At 56.7% G+C, this 16917-nt stretch carries 13 protein-coding genes; 3 read left to right on the top strand and 10 right to left on the bottom strand.

Annotated features, from left to right (window positions below; genetic code table 11):
- Positions 1-9: 9 nt before the first annotated feature.
- The 10 genes from recB to LVJ83_RS06000 all read right to left on the bottom strand — a co-directional run bounded on the left by recB (position 10) and on the right by LVJ83_RS06000 (position 13627).
- On the bottom strand, positions 10-3597 hold the full coding sequence (gene recB / locus LVJ83_RS05955; RefSeq protein WP_425316028.1) for an exodeoxyribonuclease V subunit beta: 3588 nt from the start codon (positions 3595-3597) through the stop codon (positions 10-12).
- A 368-nt stretch (positions 3598-3965) separates the two neighbouring features.
- Positions 3966-4526 (bottom strand): cysteine hydrolase family protein, encoded by a 561-nt coding sequence (locus LVJ83_RS05960; protein WP_244787250.1) that lies wholly within the window; start codon positions 4524-4526, stop codon positions 3966-3968.
- A gap of 37 nt (positions 4527-4563) precedes the next feature.
- On the bottom strand, positions 4564-4830 hold the full coding sequence (locus LVJ83_RS05965) for a hypothetical protein (protein ID WP_244787252.1): 267 nt from the start codon (positions 4828-4830) through the stop codon (positions 4564-4566).
- A gap of 138 nt (positions 4831-4968) precedes the next feature.
- A complete protein-coding gene (locus LVJ83_RS05970) occupies positions 4969-6399 on the bottom strand; it encodes an aminobutyraldehyde dehydrogenase (protein ID WP_244787254.1) in 1431 nt (476 codons plus the stop codon).
- A 102-nt stretch (positions 6400-6501) separates the two neighbouring features.
- Entirely contained in the window at positions 6502-7887 is a 1386-nt protein-coding gene (locus LVJ83_RS05975) for a putrescine aminotransferase (protein WP_244787256.1), read from the bottom strand.
- Positions 7888-8315: 428 nt separating this feature from the next.
- The gene (locus LVJ83_RS05980) at positions 8316-9125 is read right to left on the bottom strand and encodes a glycosyltransferase family 2 protein (protein WP_244787258.1); all 810 of its coding nucleotides are present in this window, start codon (positions 9123-9125) and stop codon (positions 8316-8318) included.
- Positions 9126-9336: 211 nt separating this feature from the next.
- Positions 9337-10236 (bottom strand): ribokinase, encoded by a 900-nt coding sequence (rbsK, locus tag LVJ83_RS05985; protein ID WP_244787260.1) that lies wholly within the window; start codon positions 10234-10236, stop codon positions 9337-9339.
- 87 nt (positions 10237-10323) lie between these two features.
- Positions 10324-10590, bottom strand: a complete 267-nt coding sequence (locus tag LVJ83_RS05990; protein ID WP_244787262.1) for a GNAT family N-acetyltransferase — start codon at positions 10588-10590, stop codon at positions 10324-10326.
- Between the two features lie 355 nt (positions 10591-10945).
- Positions 10946-12928: a DNA topoisomerase IV subunit B gene (locus tag LVJ83_RS05995; protein ID WP_244787264.1), complete on the bottom strand. Its 1983-nt coding sequence runs from the start codon at positions 12926-12928 to the stop codon at positions 10946-10948.
- 180 nt (positions 12929-13108) lie between these two features.
- Positions 13109-13627 (bottom strand): RNA pyrophosphohydrolase, encoded by a 519-nt coding sequence (locus LVJ83_RS06000; protein ID WP_244787266.1) that lies wholly within the window; start codon positions 13625-13627, stop codon positions 13109-13111.
- A gap of 402 nt (positions 13628-14029) precedes the next feature.
- Between LVJ83_RS06000 and LVJ83_RS06005 the strand changes: the two genes are divergently transcribed.
- From LVJ83_RS06005 to LVJ83_RS06015, 3 genes are all read left to right on the top strand, one after another.
- Entirely contained in the window at positions 14030-15190 is a 1161-nt protein-coding gene (locus LVJ83_RS06005) for a polyamine ABC transporter substrate-binding protein (RefSeq protein WP_244787268.1), read from the top strand.
- A gap of 244 nt (positions 15191-15434) precedes the next feature.
- Complete coding sequence (surE, locus tag LVJ83_RS06010; protein WP_244787270.1) at positions 15435-16187, top strand: 5'/3'-nucleotidase SurE; 753 nt, start codon at positions 15435-15437, stop codon at positions 16185-16187.
- Positions 16187-16849: a protein-L-isoaspartate(D-aspartate) O-methyltransferase gene (locus tag LVJ83_RS06015; RefSeq protein ID WP_244787272.1), complete on the top strand. Its 663-nt coding sequence runs from the start codon at positions 16187-16189 to the stop codon at positions 16847-16849. Before surE ends, LVJ83_RS06015 begins: the two co-directional genes overlap by 1 nt.
- Positions 16850-16917 lie beyond the last annotated feature (68 nt).

A 16917-nucleotide genomic window follows, 5' to 3' on the forward strand; every position in this document is an offset into this window, starting at 1 on the left:
CCGGACACCCTAGAGCCATTCAGCCAAATCGGCGGTATCAATGTTCCACGCCCATACGCCGTTGCCGCGGCCGTCGAGCCCGCGCAGGAAAAGGTAGCGCACGGCAATAACCGGCAGCGCTCGGTTGCGGAGCTTGAAATAACGGGCAACGGCAATGGCGTAAATCAGCGCTTGCAGGTAATAGTGGTGTTCGGCCATCGCTTCATTCATGGCTTGGGGCGTGTAGTCGGCGCTGCCCATGCCCAAGTGGTTGGATTTGTAGTCGATAATACACACTTGGCCGTCTGAATCTTGATACACCATATCGATAAAGCCGTTGAGATAGCCCTCTACATCGGCAAAATCAAGCCATTGTGCGGCGGCGGCGCATTCGGGCGGCAGGCTGCTGCGGGCAAACCATTCGCGCAAACGGCTGAGTTTGAAATCGTGCATGTGCAGCGTAAAGGCCATTTCGGGCAGACGGCGGGCGGCGGGTTGGTCGGCCAGGGCGTGGCTGCCGGTGAGCGGTGTCAGACGGGTGTGATTGAGCATGGCGGTAACGGCATTTAGCCATTCTGCTTCGAAGCCGTAACGGGCCAGCGTGGTGCAAACCGCTTCGCTGCGGCTGTCGGCGGCGGTGTTGAAGTCAAAATTTTCCAGCAATTCGTGCAGGCAGATGCCGGCCTGGGCGCCGCGCGGAAAGTGGTGGATGTCGCCGGGCGAGCCTGTTGTTGTGTGTTCGGGCGGGTTTTCTGCGGCGGCGGCCTCGGCGGGGTCGATGGCCGGCTGCAATTCGTCGCGTTCGTGGTCGCGTGTTTGGGTGTGGCGGCTTAAGCCGGTAAAGCTGGTGTGGCGGATAAAGTCAAACGGCCGCGGCGGGAAGGCAACGGCCTGATAATGGCCGTCTGAAAGGCGGGCGGCAGGGCCTGTGGCCGGCTCGGGTGCGGTTTCGACAAATGCAAATTCAGTGTCTGCCGGGGCTTGGTCGATAAAGCGCTGCCAGTTGTTGTAGAGCATGGCTTTTTCGCCTGCGGCATCGTTGATTTTTTTTTCGGCGAGATAGGCGGCCTGTGTGTCGCTGCGGTTGCTGTGGCGGCCGCCTTCGAGCAGATAGGCGAAGGTGTTGACGGCGGTGTGGTTGCAATGGGCGGCGTAAATCACCAGCTGTTCTTCGGCGCGGGTCAGTGCTACGTAAAGCAGGCGCAGGCGTTCGCTGGCTTCTTCGTCGGCCAGCTGGATTTGGTCGGCTTCGTCAAGCTGGGTGTCGGCGAGCAGCTCGCTGCCGTTGCTGCGGTGCAGAATCTGCCAGGCTGCCGGTTTGTTGTCGGGGGCGTCCCACACAAAAGGGCAGAAAACCAGCGGATATTGCAAGCCTTTTGAGGCATGCATGGTAACAATTTTAACCAGCGCTTCATCACTTTCCAGCCGCAGCAGGTGGCTGTCGCTGCGCTGCCCTTGTCCGGCGGCCTGAATTTGCGCCAGCAGCCATTGGTGCAGCGATGAGGGGCTGTGGCTTTGTTCGTCTTCTTCGGCCAGTTTTTCTAAAATTTGATGGTAGTTGGTGAGGCTGCGTTCGTCGTCGGCGGCCAGCAGGCGGGTTTCGATGCCGTGGCGGGCGGTGAATTGCTGCATGGCGGCGTAAAAGCCGTGCCGCTGCCACTGTGCGGCTGCGGTTTCGGCAGAAGTAATCCAATCGAGCAGCGCTGCTTCGTTTTGGTTGAGTGCGTAAAGCTCGTCGGCCGTTTGCCGGAACAGCACGCTGCCCAACACAAAGCGCAGCGGCTCGGTGCGCTGCGGTTGCAGCCAAAAGCCGATCAGGGCGGCAATGGCAGCGGCTTCGGCGGTGGCAAACACCGATTCGCGCTGCAAAAGCACGCTTTGTACGTTGCGTGCTTTCAGCGCCCGGCTGATCAGGCCGCCTTCGTTGTGGGTGCGCACCAAAACGGCAATATCGCCCGATTGCAGCGGCGCGCCGTTTAAATTCAGACGGCCTTGCGCGGCCTGATTGAGCACGGCGGCGATTTCGTCGGCGCAATATTCGGCGGCACGGCTGCGCAGGATTTCTTTGGTTATGATTTGCTGGTTGTCGTCTATCCAGCGCACTTGCACGGCGCTGCGCGGCGGTGTCAGGTTGCTGTGCGCGCGGGCGGCGTCGACATCGGTGTAATCGATGTGCGGCAACACAAACGGGTGTTGTTTTTGTTGGAACAGCGCGCCAATGCTTTTAATCAGTTTGCGGTGGCTGCGGCGGTTGGTGGCGAGGGTGTAGCGGTGGTCGGCATCGCGCGCCGCTTGCAGATAGGCGTAGATATCGGCGCCGCGAAAGCTGTAGATGGCTTGCTTGGGGTCGCCCACAAGAAACAGCGGGTTGCCGTGGGCGGTAAAGATGCGGTTGAAAATTTCGTATTGCAGCGGGTCGGTATCTTGAAATTCGTCAATCAGAGCCACTCGCCAGTTGGCGGCTGCGGCGGCGGCCAGCTCGGCGCGGTGCGGGTTGCAGGTGAGGGCTTGGTGGGTGTCGATCAGCAAGTCGTCAAAGCTGCGGTCGCGTTGGGATTTTTTTTGCTCGGCTAGGGCGTGGTTGATGTAGGCGAGCATGTCTAGGGGCAGCGCAATCAGCGCTTCGGTTTCGACTTGGCTTTGTGCAGCCAGATCGCGGCCGAGATCGGCCAGCACTTGCAGGCGGGCAAAGGCAGCTGTATCGGGGCGGGCGGTTTTTTTGGTTTTGCTTTGCAGGGTGTCGGCCGCCAGCATGGGCAGCTTTTCTTCGGGTTTAGGCAGGCAGCCGTTGTCGGCGGCGGCCTGCAATCGGGCAAACAGTGGCTCGAAAGTGGTTTTGCGGTAGTTGTTGCCATTGAGTTGCGGGTGAACCTGCCAAAAGGTTTGTGCCAGCTCGGGCAGGATGGGAACAATGCGCTGCCATGTTTGCTGCACCTTGTGTTCAGCTTGCGCCAAATCGGCTTCAGGCCGTCTGAAACTCAAATAGGGGCGGTTGAGAAACGGTTGGATTTCGGCCAGCATGCGCTCGGGCGTGTATTTGTATTGGAAGGCCAAACGTGCTTGGTGGTTATCGGCGGCCACTTGTGTGCGCCAGAAATCTTGGGCGGGCGTGAGCAGGCGCGTGCGGCTGTGTTCGGCCAGCTCGGTATCGAAAGGGGCTTGGCACAGAAAGGCGTAATCGCGCAGCAGCCGCTGGCAGAAACCGTGTATGGTGTAGATGGCGGCGTTGTCGAATTGGCCGATGGCGGCTTTGAGGCGCACTGTCAGGCGCTCGTGTGATTCTTGCGCCAGCGCGCGGGTGAGTAGGGCGGAAATAAATTCGTCGGCACAATAGGGTTGCAGGCCTTCTGCATCGGTGATGCCGGCGCAGCTGCCGTCTTCCAGCGCTTGCAGGGCTTCATCCAAGCGTTTGCGCAAGCGGGTTTTCAATTCGGCGGTGGCTGCTTTGGTGAAGGTAACCACCAATATGTTTTCTACCGGCAGGTGTTCCAGCAGAATCATGCGGGTAAACAAGGCCGCAATGCCCCAAGTTTTGCCGGTGCCGGCTGAAGCTTCGATAAGGTTGGTGCCGGCAATGGGCACCTCAAGCGGGTCGAACGGGGTGGCTGGGGTCATGATGCAGATGCGGTTGGAGGAATAGGCAGATTATAGCAAAGGCCGTCTGAAAAGAAAGCGCTTGCCTTTTCAGACGGCCTTTTATATAAGTATGGGCATTATTGTGGGATAGAGAGCGTAAAGCATGCAAACGCCGATGCAGAATACGCAAAACTTGTGGCTGATTGTGCTGGCAGCGGTGGCGGCGGTGTTGAATCTGCCGATACGTGAAGCAAAAGTGGTGCGGCCGGGCCGTGGGGCAAAGGCGGCATAACCTATGCACAAAATAAAACTAACAAGGCGAGCCAACACCGTTAGGTTATTTTTGTGAGTGGGTATCAGGCCGTCTGAAAAATGTTTTCGTCAAATATTCAGACGGCCTCATGCGGCATTCAGATCAGCTCAAGCAGTGTTGCAGTGCTTTCTACCCGGCAATAGCCGAATTGCAGCGCGGCCATGAAGGCGGCGTGTACTTGTTCGGCGGGCACTTTAACGCCGTTGAATTCCATATCCAGCGTGGCGCAGGCATCATGGGCAAGCAGGCATTCGTAGCCGAAATCAACCGCCGCGCGGGTAACGGCATCAATACACATATGGCTCATGGCGCCTACGATAAACAGGCGCTCGATGCCGGCTTGTTGCAATTGTTGCTGTAGGTCGGTATCGCGAAAGCTGTTGATCTGTTGTTTGACAATCACTGCTTCGCCTTCTTGCGGCGCCATGCCGGTATGAATCTGCGCGCCTTCAGAGCCGGGTTGGAAAAAAGGGGCATCGGCGTTTGGAAATTCATGGCGCACGTGAAATACCGGCAGACCCTGTTTGCGGAATCCGGCCAACAGTTTGCTGCCGTTTGCGGCGGCGGCTTCGGTATGGTGCAGCGGCCATTTTGCGCCGGGAAACGTGGGGAAGTAATCGTTTTGGAAATCGATAATCAATAAAGCGGTTTTGCTCATGTCGGGCTCCTTTCAAAGAGTGGCTTGCAGGGTAAACCTAGGGTGTTCTGACCATTCGATTTACGGGTGTATTTTGCCCCTGAAAACGCATCTGCTGCGTTTGTTGCCCGGCATCTGCATTTTCAGGAACAAAAATCCTCATAAACAAATTGTCCGGGCACCCTAAGGTATCCTGATAATTCGATTTATGGGTGCTTTTTGCCCCTGCAAACGCATCTGCTGCGTTAAAAAGCCTCGCAAGATGTCCAATCTTGCTGCGTTTTTTGCCTTGCATCTGCATTTCCAGGAACAAAAATCCCCTCATAAACAAATTGTCCGGACACCCTGGTTATACCCATCCGTAAAAAAAGCGGCGTACCGAAGACAGTGCACGCATACGGCAAGGCAAGCCAATGAAATAGGTGATTAAAAGCAGGTGATTAAGTTGCACGCTTAATGTTGTTTACAGCGCAATCATCACATGCTTGGTAATCAGGTAATCGCCCACGGCTTCGGCCGATAAATCTTTGCCGAAACCCGATTGCTTAAAGCCGCCGTGCGGGGTTTCGGAGGTGAGCGGCAGGTGATCGTTTACCCACACGGTGCCGAAGCGCAAATCGGCGCTGAAGCGCATGGCGCGGGCAACATCGGTGGTAAACACGGATGAGGCCAGCCCGAAGCGTACATCGTTGGCCAGGGTCAGCGCTTCTTCATCGCTGCCGAATGTTTGGATGGTCATCACCGGGCCGAATACTTCGTTTTGCACGATTTCGGCTTTTTGGTCGACGTTGGTCAGCAGCGTGGGGCTGTAGTAATGGCCGCCGCCGAAATCGAGCGTGTGGCCGCCGAACAGCGTTTGTGCACCTGCTGCTTTGGCGCGTTCGACAAAACCGCTCACGCGTTCGAGCTGTTGGGCGGAAATCAGCGGCCCCATCATCACGCCTTCGTCAAACGGCAGGCCGACCTTGAAGTTTTGCGCCTGCACCAGCAAGGCTTCGGTAAATTTTTCTTTTACCGATTCGTGCACCAGAATGCGGGTGGCGGCGGTGCAGTCGTGGCCGGAATTGATAAAACCGCCAAACGCGGCTTTTTCGGCAGCCAGCTCGATATCGGCATCGGCAAACACTACCAGCGGTGCTTTGCCGCCCAATTCGAGATGCACGCGCTTGAGGGTGTCGGCGGCGCTTTTCATGATAAATTTGCCCGTGTCGCTCGAGCCGGTGAGGCTCACCATCTGGATATCGGGGTGCGCCACGATGGCTTTGCCGGTGTCGCCGGTGCCGGTGATGATGTTTAATACGCCGTCGGGCAGGCCGGCTTCTTGGGCGATTTCGCCGAGCAGCAGGGTGGTGCGCGGGGTCATTTCCGAGGGCTTGATGATGGAGGTGCAGCCGGCGGCCAGTGCGGGGCCGATTTTCCAAGCGGCCATCAAAAGCGGGTAGTTCCAAGGGGCAATGCCGGCGGTTACGCCGCAGGGTTCGCGGCGCAGCATCGAGGTATAGGCGCTGTTGTATTCGCCGGCGCGGCTGCCGCCGGTGTCGCGGGCGGCGGCGGCAAAAAAGCGCAGGTTGTCGACCACAAACGGCAAATCGCCGCCTTTGCTGATAAATTCATAAGGTTTGCCGGTGTCTTCGGTTTCGATTTTGGCCAGCTCGTCGGTGCGCGCTTCGATGATGTCGGCCATTTTCGACAACACGGTGGCGCGCTCGCCGGGTGTGGCTTTCGACCAGCGCCCGTCGTCGAATGCGGTTTTGGCGGCGGCCACGGCGGCGTTGACTTCTTTTTCGCCTGCTGTTGCCGCTTGCGCCACGGTTTCGCCGGTGGCGGGGTTTTCTATATCAATCATGCCGGCGCCGCTTTGCCAGGCGCCGTTAATCCATAATCCGTATTCCATCGGTTTGCTCCTTTGGTGATTCAGCGTTGATTTCAGTAACAGCAGTGGGTGGCTTTGAGGCCGTCTGAAAAGCAGGTTGGCTTTCAGACGGCCATTGTGTTTTCAGATGGCATGGCTGACGTTTTGCAAGGTGTCTTCCAAACGCGCCAGCACTTCGTCAAGCAGCTCGTAGGGAATATTCAGCGCCGGCTCCAAGCGCACAACCGATGAGTTGTTGAGCGTGCCGGCAGTCAGCACTTTCCGTTTGAACAGGCCGGAAACCACTTTGTAGCCGAGCTCGTCGTTTTCAAACACCATGGCCAGCAGCAGGCCTTTGCCGCGGATGTCTTTTAAAATATGCGGATATTGCTCTTTCAGACGGCCTAATTTTTGCAGCAGGTAGCGCCCTTTTTCAGCTGCCTGCCCGGGCAGGTTTTCTTCCAGCATCACGCCGATGCCGGCCAGGGCGGCGGCGCAGGCAAGCGGGTTGCCGCCGGTGGTGGTGGTGTGCATAAACGGGTTGGGCTCGAGGCACGACCAGATTTCGGCGGTGGAGAAAAAGCCCGACATCGGCACCACGCCGCCGCCGAGCGCTTTGCCGAAGCAGATGATGTCGGGGGCGACATCCCAATGGTCGACACCGAAAATTTTGCCGGTGCGGCCGAAACCGGTTTGCACTTCATCGGCAATCAGCAATACGCCGTAGCGGCTGCATATTTCGCGCAGGCGCGGCCAATAATCGTCGGGCGGCACCACAGCGCCGGCTTCGCCCTGTATCGGTTCGGCCACCACGGCGGCCACATCCATGCTGCCGACTGAGTCGGCGATTTTCAGCAGCTGTTCTACCGCATCGGCATCACCGTAGGGCACATGGCGCACGCCGCCCAAAAGCGGCAGCAGCGGTTCGCGGTAAACCGATTTGCCCAAGAGCGATAAGGCGCCCAGCGATTTGCCGTGAAAACCGCCGGTGGTGGAAATAAAGCCGCGCCGGCCGGTGTAGAGTTTGGCCAGCTTCATGGCGCCGTCTACCGCTTCGGTGCCGCTGTTGGCAAAAAAGCCGTATTGCAAATCGCCGGGGGTAAGCTTGGCCAGCACTTTGGCCAATTGGCCGCGCAATGGATCGAGCATTTCTTGGCTGTATTGCGGGCTGCGGTCGAGCTGGGCTTTGGCGGCGGCCACAATTTTGGGATGGCGGATGCCGGGGCTGTAGAGGCCGAATCCGCCGAGCATGTCGATGTATTCGCGCCCCATGATGTCGCGCAGAATCGAGCCTTGACCATACCAATCGGTTAAGGCGAAATCGTCGGTTTCGGTAACGGATTTGCGGTAATCGAGAAAGCCGCGGTTAACGTGGTTGGCGAAATTGTCGGCCACGTTGGAAGACACCCATTTGCGCTGCTCGTCGCTCAGCGCCGCTTCGGGCGTGTTGATGATGTCGAGTATTTTATTTGCTTCGCTGAAAGCCAGCTCAATGTCTCGGCCGGCCGGGGTAGGGGTGTGTTTCGACATAAATTCTCCTTGTGTGCTGCTTCGGGCAGGCGGCAGAATTTTATCGGTGGAAATGAAATGCTGAATCAATAAAATAATGCCGTCTGAAACGGAATATGTTGCATGGTTGTTGCTTTGCTATGATGTTGGCAGGTTGGAAAAAAATGATTCTGTTGTCAATCTACTACTTTTGTTGAAAGCCAGTCAAGGGGCATGATGAGGCCGTCTGAAATATTTCAGACGGCCTCATCTTCATCCACAAAAATAATCTAACGGCGTTGGCTCGCTTTGTCGTATGTGCGTACTGTTTTCGGCACGCCGCCTTGTGAGCTTGCTTTTGTGAATGAGTGTTATACCGGCTTGACGGCTTGCCTGATGCCGTCTGAAGCCGTTTGGAGAGGGTTGCGGCCAAGATGGGGCAAGGCGGGGGTGGCTTTTTTGAATGGGCATCAGGCAGGCGGGCGCTCTGGAAACAAGGGCATGATGCCGGTTTGCGGCGGAGTCAGGCAGGCGTGCAAATCGGTGAGTTGGCGGCTGATGCGTTGGCTGACGGCTTCGGCGGCAGCCAGATCGGCGGCGCTGATGCGGGGGGCGGTTTGGGCAAACAAGGCGGCATCCAGCAGGCGTTCGGCGTGCATGCCGGGGCGGTAATAATGCAATACGGCGGGTTCGTTGGCACCGAAAAGCGTGCCGACAATGCTGCTGCGGGTCAGGGCAATGCCCAGCGCGGCATCTTCGCCGCCGAAGCGTTTGAATAATTCGTCTGCTGGAAACCCGCCGCAGGCCAGCAGCAGGCTGCGGCGGAAGACGGTGTTGCCGCCTACGGTCATTTCTAAGCGCTGCCAGGCTTCGGGCAGCTTGGGGTGGCCGGCATAGCGGGCGGGCAGGCCGACTGCTTTTAATTTCAGGCGCACGAGGCCTAATTGGGGGTGCTGCGCCAAGGCGACGGTGGCAGCGGCCAGCGCGCCGGTTTCGTAGGCATCATCGGCATCGAGAAAGGCGATATAGTCAGCATTGCTTTGCAACAGCCCCCAGTTGCGCGCACGGGAAACGCCGCCGTTGTCGGGCAGGCGGGCGCTGAAGATGCGGTTGGAGGCAGTGGTCAGGCGGCTGATGATTTGCGGGCTGTGGTCGGTAGAGGCATCGTCTATCAGCCAAACATGCCGCACCTGTGCTTGGGCGAGCGCGCTTTCGGCTGCGCGGGTGAGGGTGGCGGCGGCGTTGTAGCAGGGAATGACCACATCTAAAGCAACAGGCATGGCGAAACCTCCGAAATAAGGTGGATGGGGCGAATATCCGGCACGCCGGGTGGGTTTGCAGGGCGTGTTTCATGATGCCGGTTTATGAAAATAACCTGACCGCGTTACTCCGCCCTATCTTGAAGAGGGCAGTGTTTGCCAAGCCAAGCGGCGTGGTGTATGCATGGTTTTCAGCCTGCTTGCTTTGTCTGCCTGCTTCTGCACATGGGTTTTACTGCTGTTGCAGAAACCGGGCCAGTTCGGCGGCGGTAGGCATGCCGCCTTGGGCGCCGAGTTTGGTAACCGATAAAGCGGCGGCGGCGCAGGCTTGTTTGACGGCTTCGGCCATGCCTTGCTGCCAGAATACCGCCAACGCGCCGTTAAAGGTGTCGCCGGCGCCGGTGGTGTCGGCGGGAGTAACTTTAAAGCTGGGCTGGTGTTGCACATGGCGCTGTTCATCATGATAGAGCGCGCCTTCTGCGCCGCGGGTCATCAGCACCGGGCAGGGGGATTGCTGCATCAGGGTTTCTGCGGGGGTGTCTTCGGGCAGGCCGAGGCTGATGGCCAGTTCGTAGGCGTTGGGGGTAAGCAGGGTGATGTTTGGCAGCAGCTCGGCGGGCAGGGGCTGCGCCGGAGCCGGGTTGAGAATAAAGGGCTTGCGGTGTTTTTTAGCCAGTTTGGCGGCGGTAATCACGCATTCCATCGGGATTTCGAGCTGGCACAAGATAATGTCGGCTGCGGCGATGGCGGGCGCTTGTGCTTCGATGTCGGCCGGGGTGATGCTGAAATTGGCGCCGGGGACGATGATGATGTGGTTGTCGTTTTCGGCCACGGTAATGTTGGCCATGCCGGTGGCTTGGCCGCTGGCAGTATGAATATTGTCGGTGTTGACGCCTTCGCGTTTGAGGTTGGCGCACAGCTCTCGGCCGAAGCTGTCGTCGCCGACTGCGCCGATCATGGTCACTTCGGCACCGAGGCGGGCGGCGGCCACGGCCTGATTGGCGCCTTTGCCGCCCATAAAGCGGTGGAAACCGCTGCCGATGAGGGTTTCGCCCACTTTGGGGAAACGCGGCGATTGGGTAACCAAATCCATATTGATGCTGCCGATAATGGTGATTTTGGGTGCGCTCATGAAAAATGCTTTCGTATTTGGAAAAGGCCGTCTGAAGGCTCTGAGATGTTTTCAGACGGCCTGACGGTTATGGGTTTGGAGACCGGTTTATCGTTTGTTGCTGCGCTGTAAAATAATGTCGGCATAGCCGCAGGAGGCTTGCAGGCGGATATGCTGCTTTTCGGCTTCGGCAATGGCGGCTTCAACCAGCAGGCGGGCAAGGCCGCGGCCGCGTAACGGCGGCCGGATAACGGTATGGTTGATGTCCCACCGCCCGTTGCTGATGATGCGGTAAGTGAGATAACCGGCCTGTTCGTCGCCGTTGTGGGTTAATGTGAAGCGCTGTGTGTCAGGATGGTGGGTAATTTGATTCATATTTTTTCCTTTTTTCGGGCTGCTATCCATTCACAAAAGTCAGCCCACGCCGTTAGGGTATCCTGACAATTCGATTTACGGGTGTATTTTGCCCCTGAAAACGCATCTGCTGCGTTAAAAAGCCTCGCAAGATGTCCAATTTTGCTGCGTTTTTTGCCCGGCATCTGCATTTCCAGGAACAAAAATCCCCTTATAAACGAATGGTCAGAATACCCTAGGTTGTTTTTGTGAATGGATATGAAGCAGCTTGTTGTCAGGTTTACCCGCTCCAGGCCGTCTGAAAAGCAGGCCGTCTGAAAAGCAGGCGGTTTGGAAAACGAATCTGCACAGCCGTAATGCATCATCTGATTGGGTTTTAAATATCCACTTCTGCCGTGTCGCCTTCGGCTTCCATCCAGGCGCGGCGGCTGGCGGCTTCGCCTTTGCCCATCAGTTTCACAAAAATGCTTTGGGTGGTTTCGTGGGCGGTTTCGGGAATCTGCACTTGCAGCAGCCGGCGGGTATCGGGGTGCATGGTGGTATCTTTGAGCTGGTCGGGGTTCATCTCGCCCAAGCCTTTGAAACGGCTGATGGAATAGGCCGTTTCTTTCACGTTTTCTTTTTGCAGCCGCTCCAGAATGCTGTCGAGCTCTTGCTGGTCGAGTGCGTAGAGTTTGCGGGCGGGTTTGGCTTTTCCTTGTGCATTCACATCCACACGGAACAAGGGCGGTTGGGCCACGTAAATATGGCCGTTGGCAACCAGCTTGGGGAAGTGGGTATAGAAGAGAGTGAGCAGCAATACTTGGATGTGCGAACCGTCGACATCGGCGTCAGACAGAATGGCGATTTTGCCGTAGCGCAGGCCGCTTAAATCGGGGTTGTCGTGGTTGCCGTGCGGATCCACGCCGATGGCCACGGCAATATCGTGGATTTCGGCATTGCCGAAGAGCTGGTCGCGGTGGGTTTCAAAGCTGTTGAGCACTTTGCCGCGCAGGGGCAGGATGGCTTGGGTGGCTTTGTCGCGCGCCAGTTTGGCCGAGCCGCCGGCGGAATCGCCCTCTACTAAAAACAATTCGTTTTCGCGAATATCTTCGCTTTCGCAGTCGGTAAGTTTGCCCGGCAATACGGCCACGCCGCTGCCTTTTTTCTTCTCGATTTTTTTCACCGAGCGCATGCGCGCCTGTGCCTGTTTGATGGCCAATTCGGCAATTTTTTTGCCGGCTTCCACATTTTGGTTGAGCCACAGTTCGAGCGGGTCGCCCGATACGGCGGCCACCAGTTTGAGCGCGTCGCGGTTGGTGAGTTTGTCTTTGGTTTGACCTTGAAACTGCGGGTCGAGCACACGGGCGCTCAACACAAACGCTACTTTGCAAAACACATCGTCGCTTTGCACTTTAACGCCGCGCGGCAGTAAATTATGGTGGGTGATGAAGTTGTTGACCGCGTGAAACACCGCTTGTTTCAGGCCGGCTTCGTGGGTGCCGCCCAGCGGGGTGGGGATGAGGTTGACATAGCTCTCGCTGGTGCAGCTGCCTTCTTCCAGCCAGGTCAGCGCAAATGCTGCGCCTTCGCCTGTGCTGAAATCGCTGTCGTGGCCGTCTGAAATATAATTTTCTGCCGAGAAAACCGGCACGGCTTCTTGTGCTTCGCTGATCAGATTGTTGAGATAGCCTTTGAGGCCGTCGGGGTAATGCCAGGTTTGGACAAGCGGCTCGATTTGGCCTTTTTGCGGGCGCGTGAGCGATACGGTTACGCCCGGCAGCAGCACCGCTTTGGCGCGCAGCAGCCGCTCCAGATCGGGAATGCTGTATTGCGGCGATTCGAAATATTTGCCGTCGGGCCACACGCGCACTTCGGTGCCGCTGTCGCGCACGGCGCATTTGCCGATTTCGGCCAAGGGCCCGACCACATCGCCGCCGGCAAACACGATGCGGTGGATTTTGCCTTCGCGTTTGACGGTAACTTCCAGCCGGGTCGACAGCGCGTTGGTCACCGATACGCCCACGCCGTGCAGGCCGCCGGAAAAGGCATACGCGCCGCCGTCTTTTTTGTTGAACTTGCCGCCCGCGTGTAATTGGGTGAACACCAGTTCGATCACCGGCAACCCTTCCAGCGGGTGCAGCCCCACCGGAATGCCGCGGCCGTTGTCGCGTACCGACAGCGAGCCGTCGTCGTGGATTTCGACTTCGATTTTATCGGCATAACCGCCCAGCGCTTCATCGGCGGCGTTGTCGATGACCTCTTGGCAGATATGGGTGGGGTTTTCGGTGCGGGTATACATGCCCGGACGCTCTTTGACCGGTTCGAGGCCTTTGAGGACGGTAATGCTGGATTCGCTGTATGAATTGGGTGTGGTCATGGGAGATGTTGCTGTGTAAAGGTTTGGCCGGAATTCTAACATGTATTGTGAAAGAACCAAATTATCCTGCGTTGCCGCTGCGGGCGTAATAAAGTGCCGGCGGCGGCATCAGGTGATTTGCAGTTGCCGGCGGCGGTGCAGAAAAAACGCTTTCAGACGGCCGTCTGAAAGCGTTTGCAGTTATTTTTCAATCAGATTGCCGGAATAGAATTCTTCCAGCGATTCCAGCCCGCGTAAAAAACGTGACAACTCCAGCAATGCGCCTTCATACACGCCGCGTTTGAAATCAATCACTTCGTCTATCGGTGCCCAATAACGGTGCCAGCGCCAGCCGTCGAATTCGGGGTGGCTGGTGGCGCGCAAATGTACATCGCTTTCGCGGCCGACCAGGCGCAGCAGATACCAAATCTGCTTTTGGCCGCGGTAAGAGCCGCGCCATTCGCGGCGCACCCAATGTGAAGGCACATCGTAGCGCAGCCAGTCGCGTGTGCGCCCCAATATTTTCACATGGTGCGGCAGCAGCCCCACTTCTTCCAAAAGCTCGCGATACATGGCGGTTTCGGGGCTTTCGCCGGGCTTGATGCCGCCTTGCGGAAACTGCCACGAATGCTCGCGCACGCGCTTGCCCCAAAATACTTCGTTGCGCTCATTGGTTAAGATAATACCGACATTGGGGCGATATCCTTCTCTGTCCAGCATAGTGTCGCCCTGTAATAGAATTTAATGGCGTAATTTTCCCACAAATACGGGGGGTTTGACAAATGTGCGGCCGTCTGAAAAAAATAAAATCAGTTTGTGGTGTAAGCCCCGAGGTGTCCTGACCATTCGGAATAATTCAGATTTTTTGCGCTAAAAGCACAGATGTTGGGCAAAAAAACGCAGCAGATGTGCTTTTGGCGCAAAGATGTGATATGACACATCAGGATACCCTATCGGAAGATGTGTTAAAAAATGTTTATTTTTACGCGGCAAAATCTTGCATCAGCCAGGGTTTTGCCGTTTAATGGCACCATGCTGCAACATGGCGGCGACACGTGTTGCTGGCGGCATATTACCGCTGCAATTTATTGACATGTTTTTTTTAAACATAAAGGACAAAAAATGAAAAAAACTCTGTTGGTTTCTGCGCTGGTGAGCCTTTTTGCGGCTGCTTGCGGCGGTTCGAACAATACCGGCGAACAGGCCGGCAGCGGGGCGGCAAGCGCGGGGCAACAAGCGGCGGCACCTTCGGCCACGGGCAATCTGAACATCTATAACTGGTCGGATTATGTTGATCCCGATACGGTTACCGAGTTTGAAAAAGCCAATAATATCAAGGTGCGCTACGATTATTACGACAGCAACGAAACGCTGGAGGCCAAAGTGCTGACCGGCAAGTCGGGCTATGATTTGGTGGCGCCGTCGATTTCCAACGTTGGCCGGCAAATTAAGGCGGGTGCTTATCAAGAAATCGACAAGAGCCAGATTTCCAACTACAACAATATCGATCCCGAGCTGCTGACCATGATGGCGCAGGTGGATCCGGGCAATAAATACGCCGTGCCTTATTTCTGGGGCATCAACACGCTGGCCATTAATAAAGATCAAGTGGCCAAAGCGTTGGGCAGCGAGCAACTGCCTGAAAACGAATGGGATTTGGTGTTCAATCCCGAATACACCGCCAAGCTGAAATCTTGCGGCATCAGCTTTTTAGACAGCCCCACCGAGCAGCTGCCGTTGGCGCTCAACTATATCGGCAAAGATGCTAACAGCGAAAGTGCCGATGATTTGAATGCCGCGGTAGACATGATGAAAAAAGTGCGCCCCGATGTGAAGCGCTTCAGCTCCTCAGGTTATATCGACGATATGGCAGCGGGCAATCTGTGTGTGGCGGTGGGCTATGGCGGCGACCTCAATATTGCTAAAAACCGCGCCAAAGATGCGGGCAACGGTGTGAATATCGAAGTGCTCACACCGAAAACCGGCGTCGGCATTTGGATTGACTCTTTCCTGATTCCGAAAGATGCGCAAAACGTGGCCAATGCCCATAAATACATCAACTACACGCTCGATCCGGGCGTGGCTGCCAAAAACGGTGATTTCGTTACTTACGCCCCGGCCAGCCTGCCGGCACGCAAGCAGATGGATAAAGCGTATGCTGATGACAACTCCATTTTCCCGAGTAATGAAGTAAAAGCCAAAAGCTTTGTGATTCTGCCCAAATCGCCCGATGCGGTAAAACTGAGCGTGCGCCTGTGGCAGGGCTTGAAAGCCGGCCAATAAGCATGAAGCAAAGGCCGTCTGAAACCAAAGCACCGTATATGAGCGGTGCTTTTTTGTTTCAGACGGCCTTGATGTGCAGCGTGATAACAGTGAAAGCCGCCGATTGCAGTAAAATAGACAATTTTATGCCGCAGTCGGTACAATAGGCCGTCTGGTGCCCATTTGAAAAAAGTCAGCAGATTAAGTGGCAGGCTGGAAACCGTGCGGCCAATCTGTTTTTCAAATAGGTGTAAAAAGGAAGCAAATGAATATTCTGATTTGTAACGACGACGGCTATCTTGCGCCGGGTATTGCGGTTTTGGCACGGGTGGCGGCTGAGTTTGCCAATGTGCGCGTGGTGGCGCCCGAACGCGACCGCAGCGGCGTGAGCAATTCGCTCACACTCGACCGCCCCCTGCACATCCGTCAGGCCGAAAACGGCTTTTATTATGTGAGCGGCACGCCCACCGACTGCATTCACTTGGGCTTGCACGCCTTGCCTGATTTCAAACCCGATTTGGTGTTGTCCGGCATCAACAACGGCGCCAATATGGGCGACGACACCCTTTATTCGGGCACCGTGGCCGCCGCCACCGAAGCGTTTCTGCTCGGTATTCCCGCCGTGGCTTTTTCACTCAATGATTTCAGCGGCCGCTATTGGGAAACCGCCGAGCGGGCGGCGTGGATGATGATTGAGCATTTGCTGAAACAGCCGCCCAAGCAGCCGATATTGTGGAACATCAATATTCCGGCCGTCGACCCTGAAGACATACAAGGCTGCAAAATTACCCGTTTGGGGCGCCGCCATCATGAACAAAGCATCGTGCCGGCTCAAAACCCGCGCGGTGAGGCCGTGTATTGGATCGGCCCGGTCGGCGGTATTTCAGACCGCGACAACGGCACTGATTTTGCCGAATGCGAAGCCGGCTATATCACGGTAACGCCGTTGCAGATTGATTTGACCGATTACCCGGCGATGGCCGGCGTTGCCGGTTTTTGGCAGGGGGTAATGCCGTAATGCATGCGCATTGGATTGGTTTTGAAAACCGCCGCCAGCGTATGGTAGAACGGTTGGCGTATATGGGCATCGGCGCAACGGTTTTGCAGGCCATGGCCGCCGTGCCGCGGCATTTGTTTGTAGAAGAAGCGCTGCGTACACGGGCTTACGACGAATTGTCGCTGCCGCTGGGCTTGGGGCAAACCATTTCCCAGCCCTATACCGTGGCAAAAATGACGGAACTATTATTGGGCAATCCCCCACAAAGCATGCGCCGGGTGCTGGAAATCGGCACCGGCTGCGGTTATCAAACCGCCGTGCTGCTGGCTTTGGGGTTGCCGGAAATCTATTCGGTGGAGCGCCTGCGCCCGCTGCACGAGCGCGCCAAGCAGCATCTGCGCGCGGCGGGTCTGCTGGCCAAAGCGCGCACGGTATGCGGCGACGGTTATCTCGGTCTGCCCGAAGTGGCGCCTTTCGACGGTATTCTGGTCACTGCCGCACCTACCGAAATCCCGCTGGCGCTGCTGCAACAGCTGGCTGTCGGCGGCCGCATGGTGCTGCCGCTGGACGAGGGCGGTCGGCAATATTTGTGGCTGATTGAAAAAACAGCGCAAGGCTACCGTGAAACCTGTGTGCAGGAAGCCAATTTCGTGCCCTTGGTCAGCGGGCGCGACACACCGTAAAAAAACGCTAAAGACTTGAGAGCAGGGCATAGTTTGATTATGATATGCCCCAATTCCATATAAAAACC

The organism is Uruburuella testudinis, from assembly GCF_022870865.1.
Classification (GTDB): domain Bacteria; phylum Pseudomonadota; class Gammaproteobacteria; order Burkholderiales; family Neisseriaceae; genus Neisseria; species Neisseria testudinis.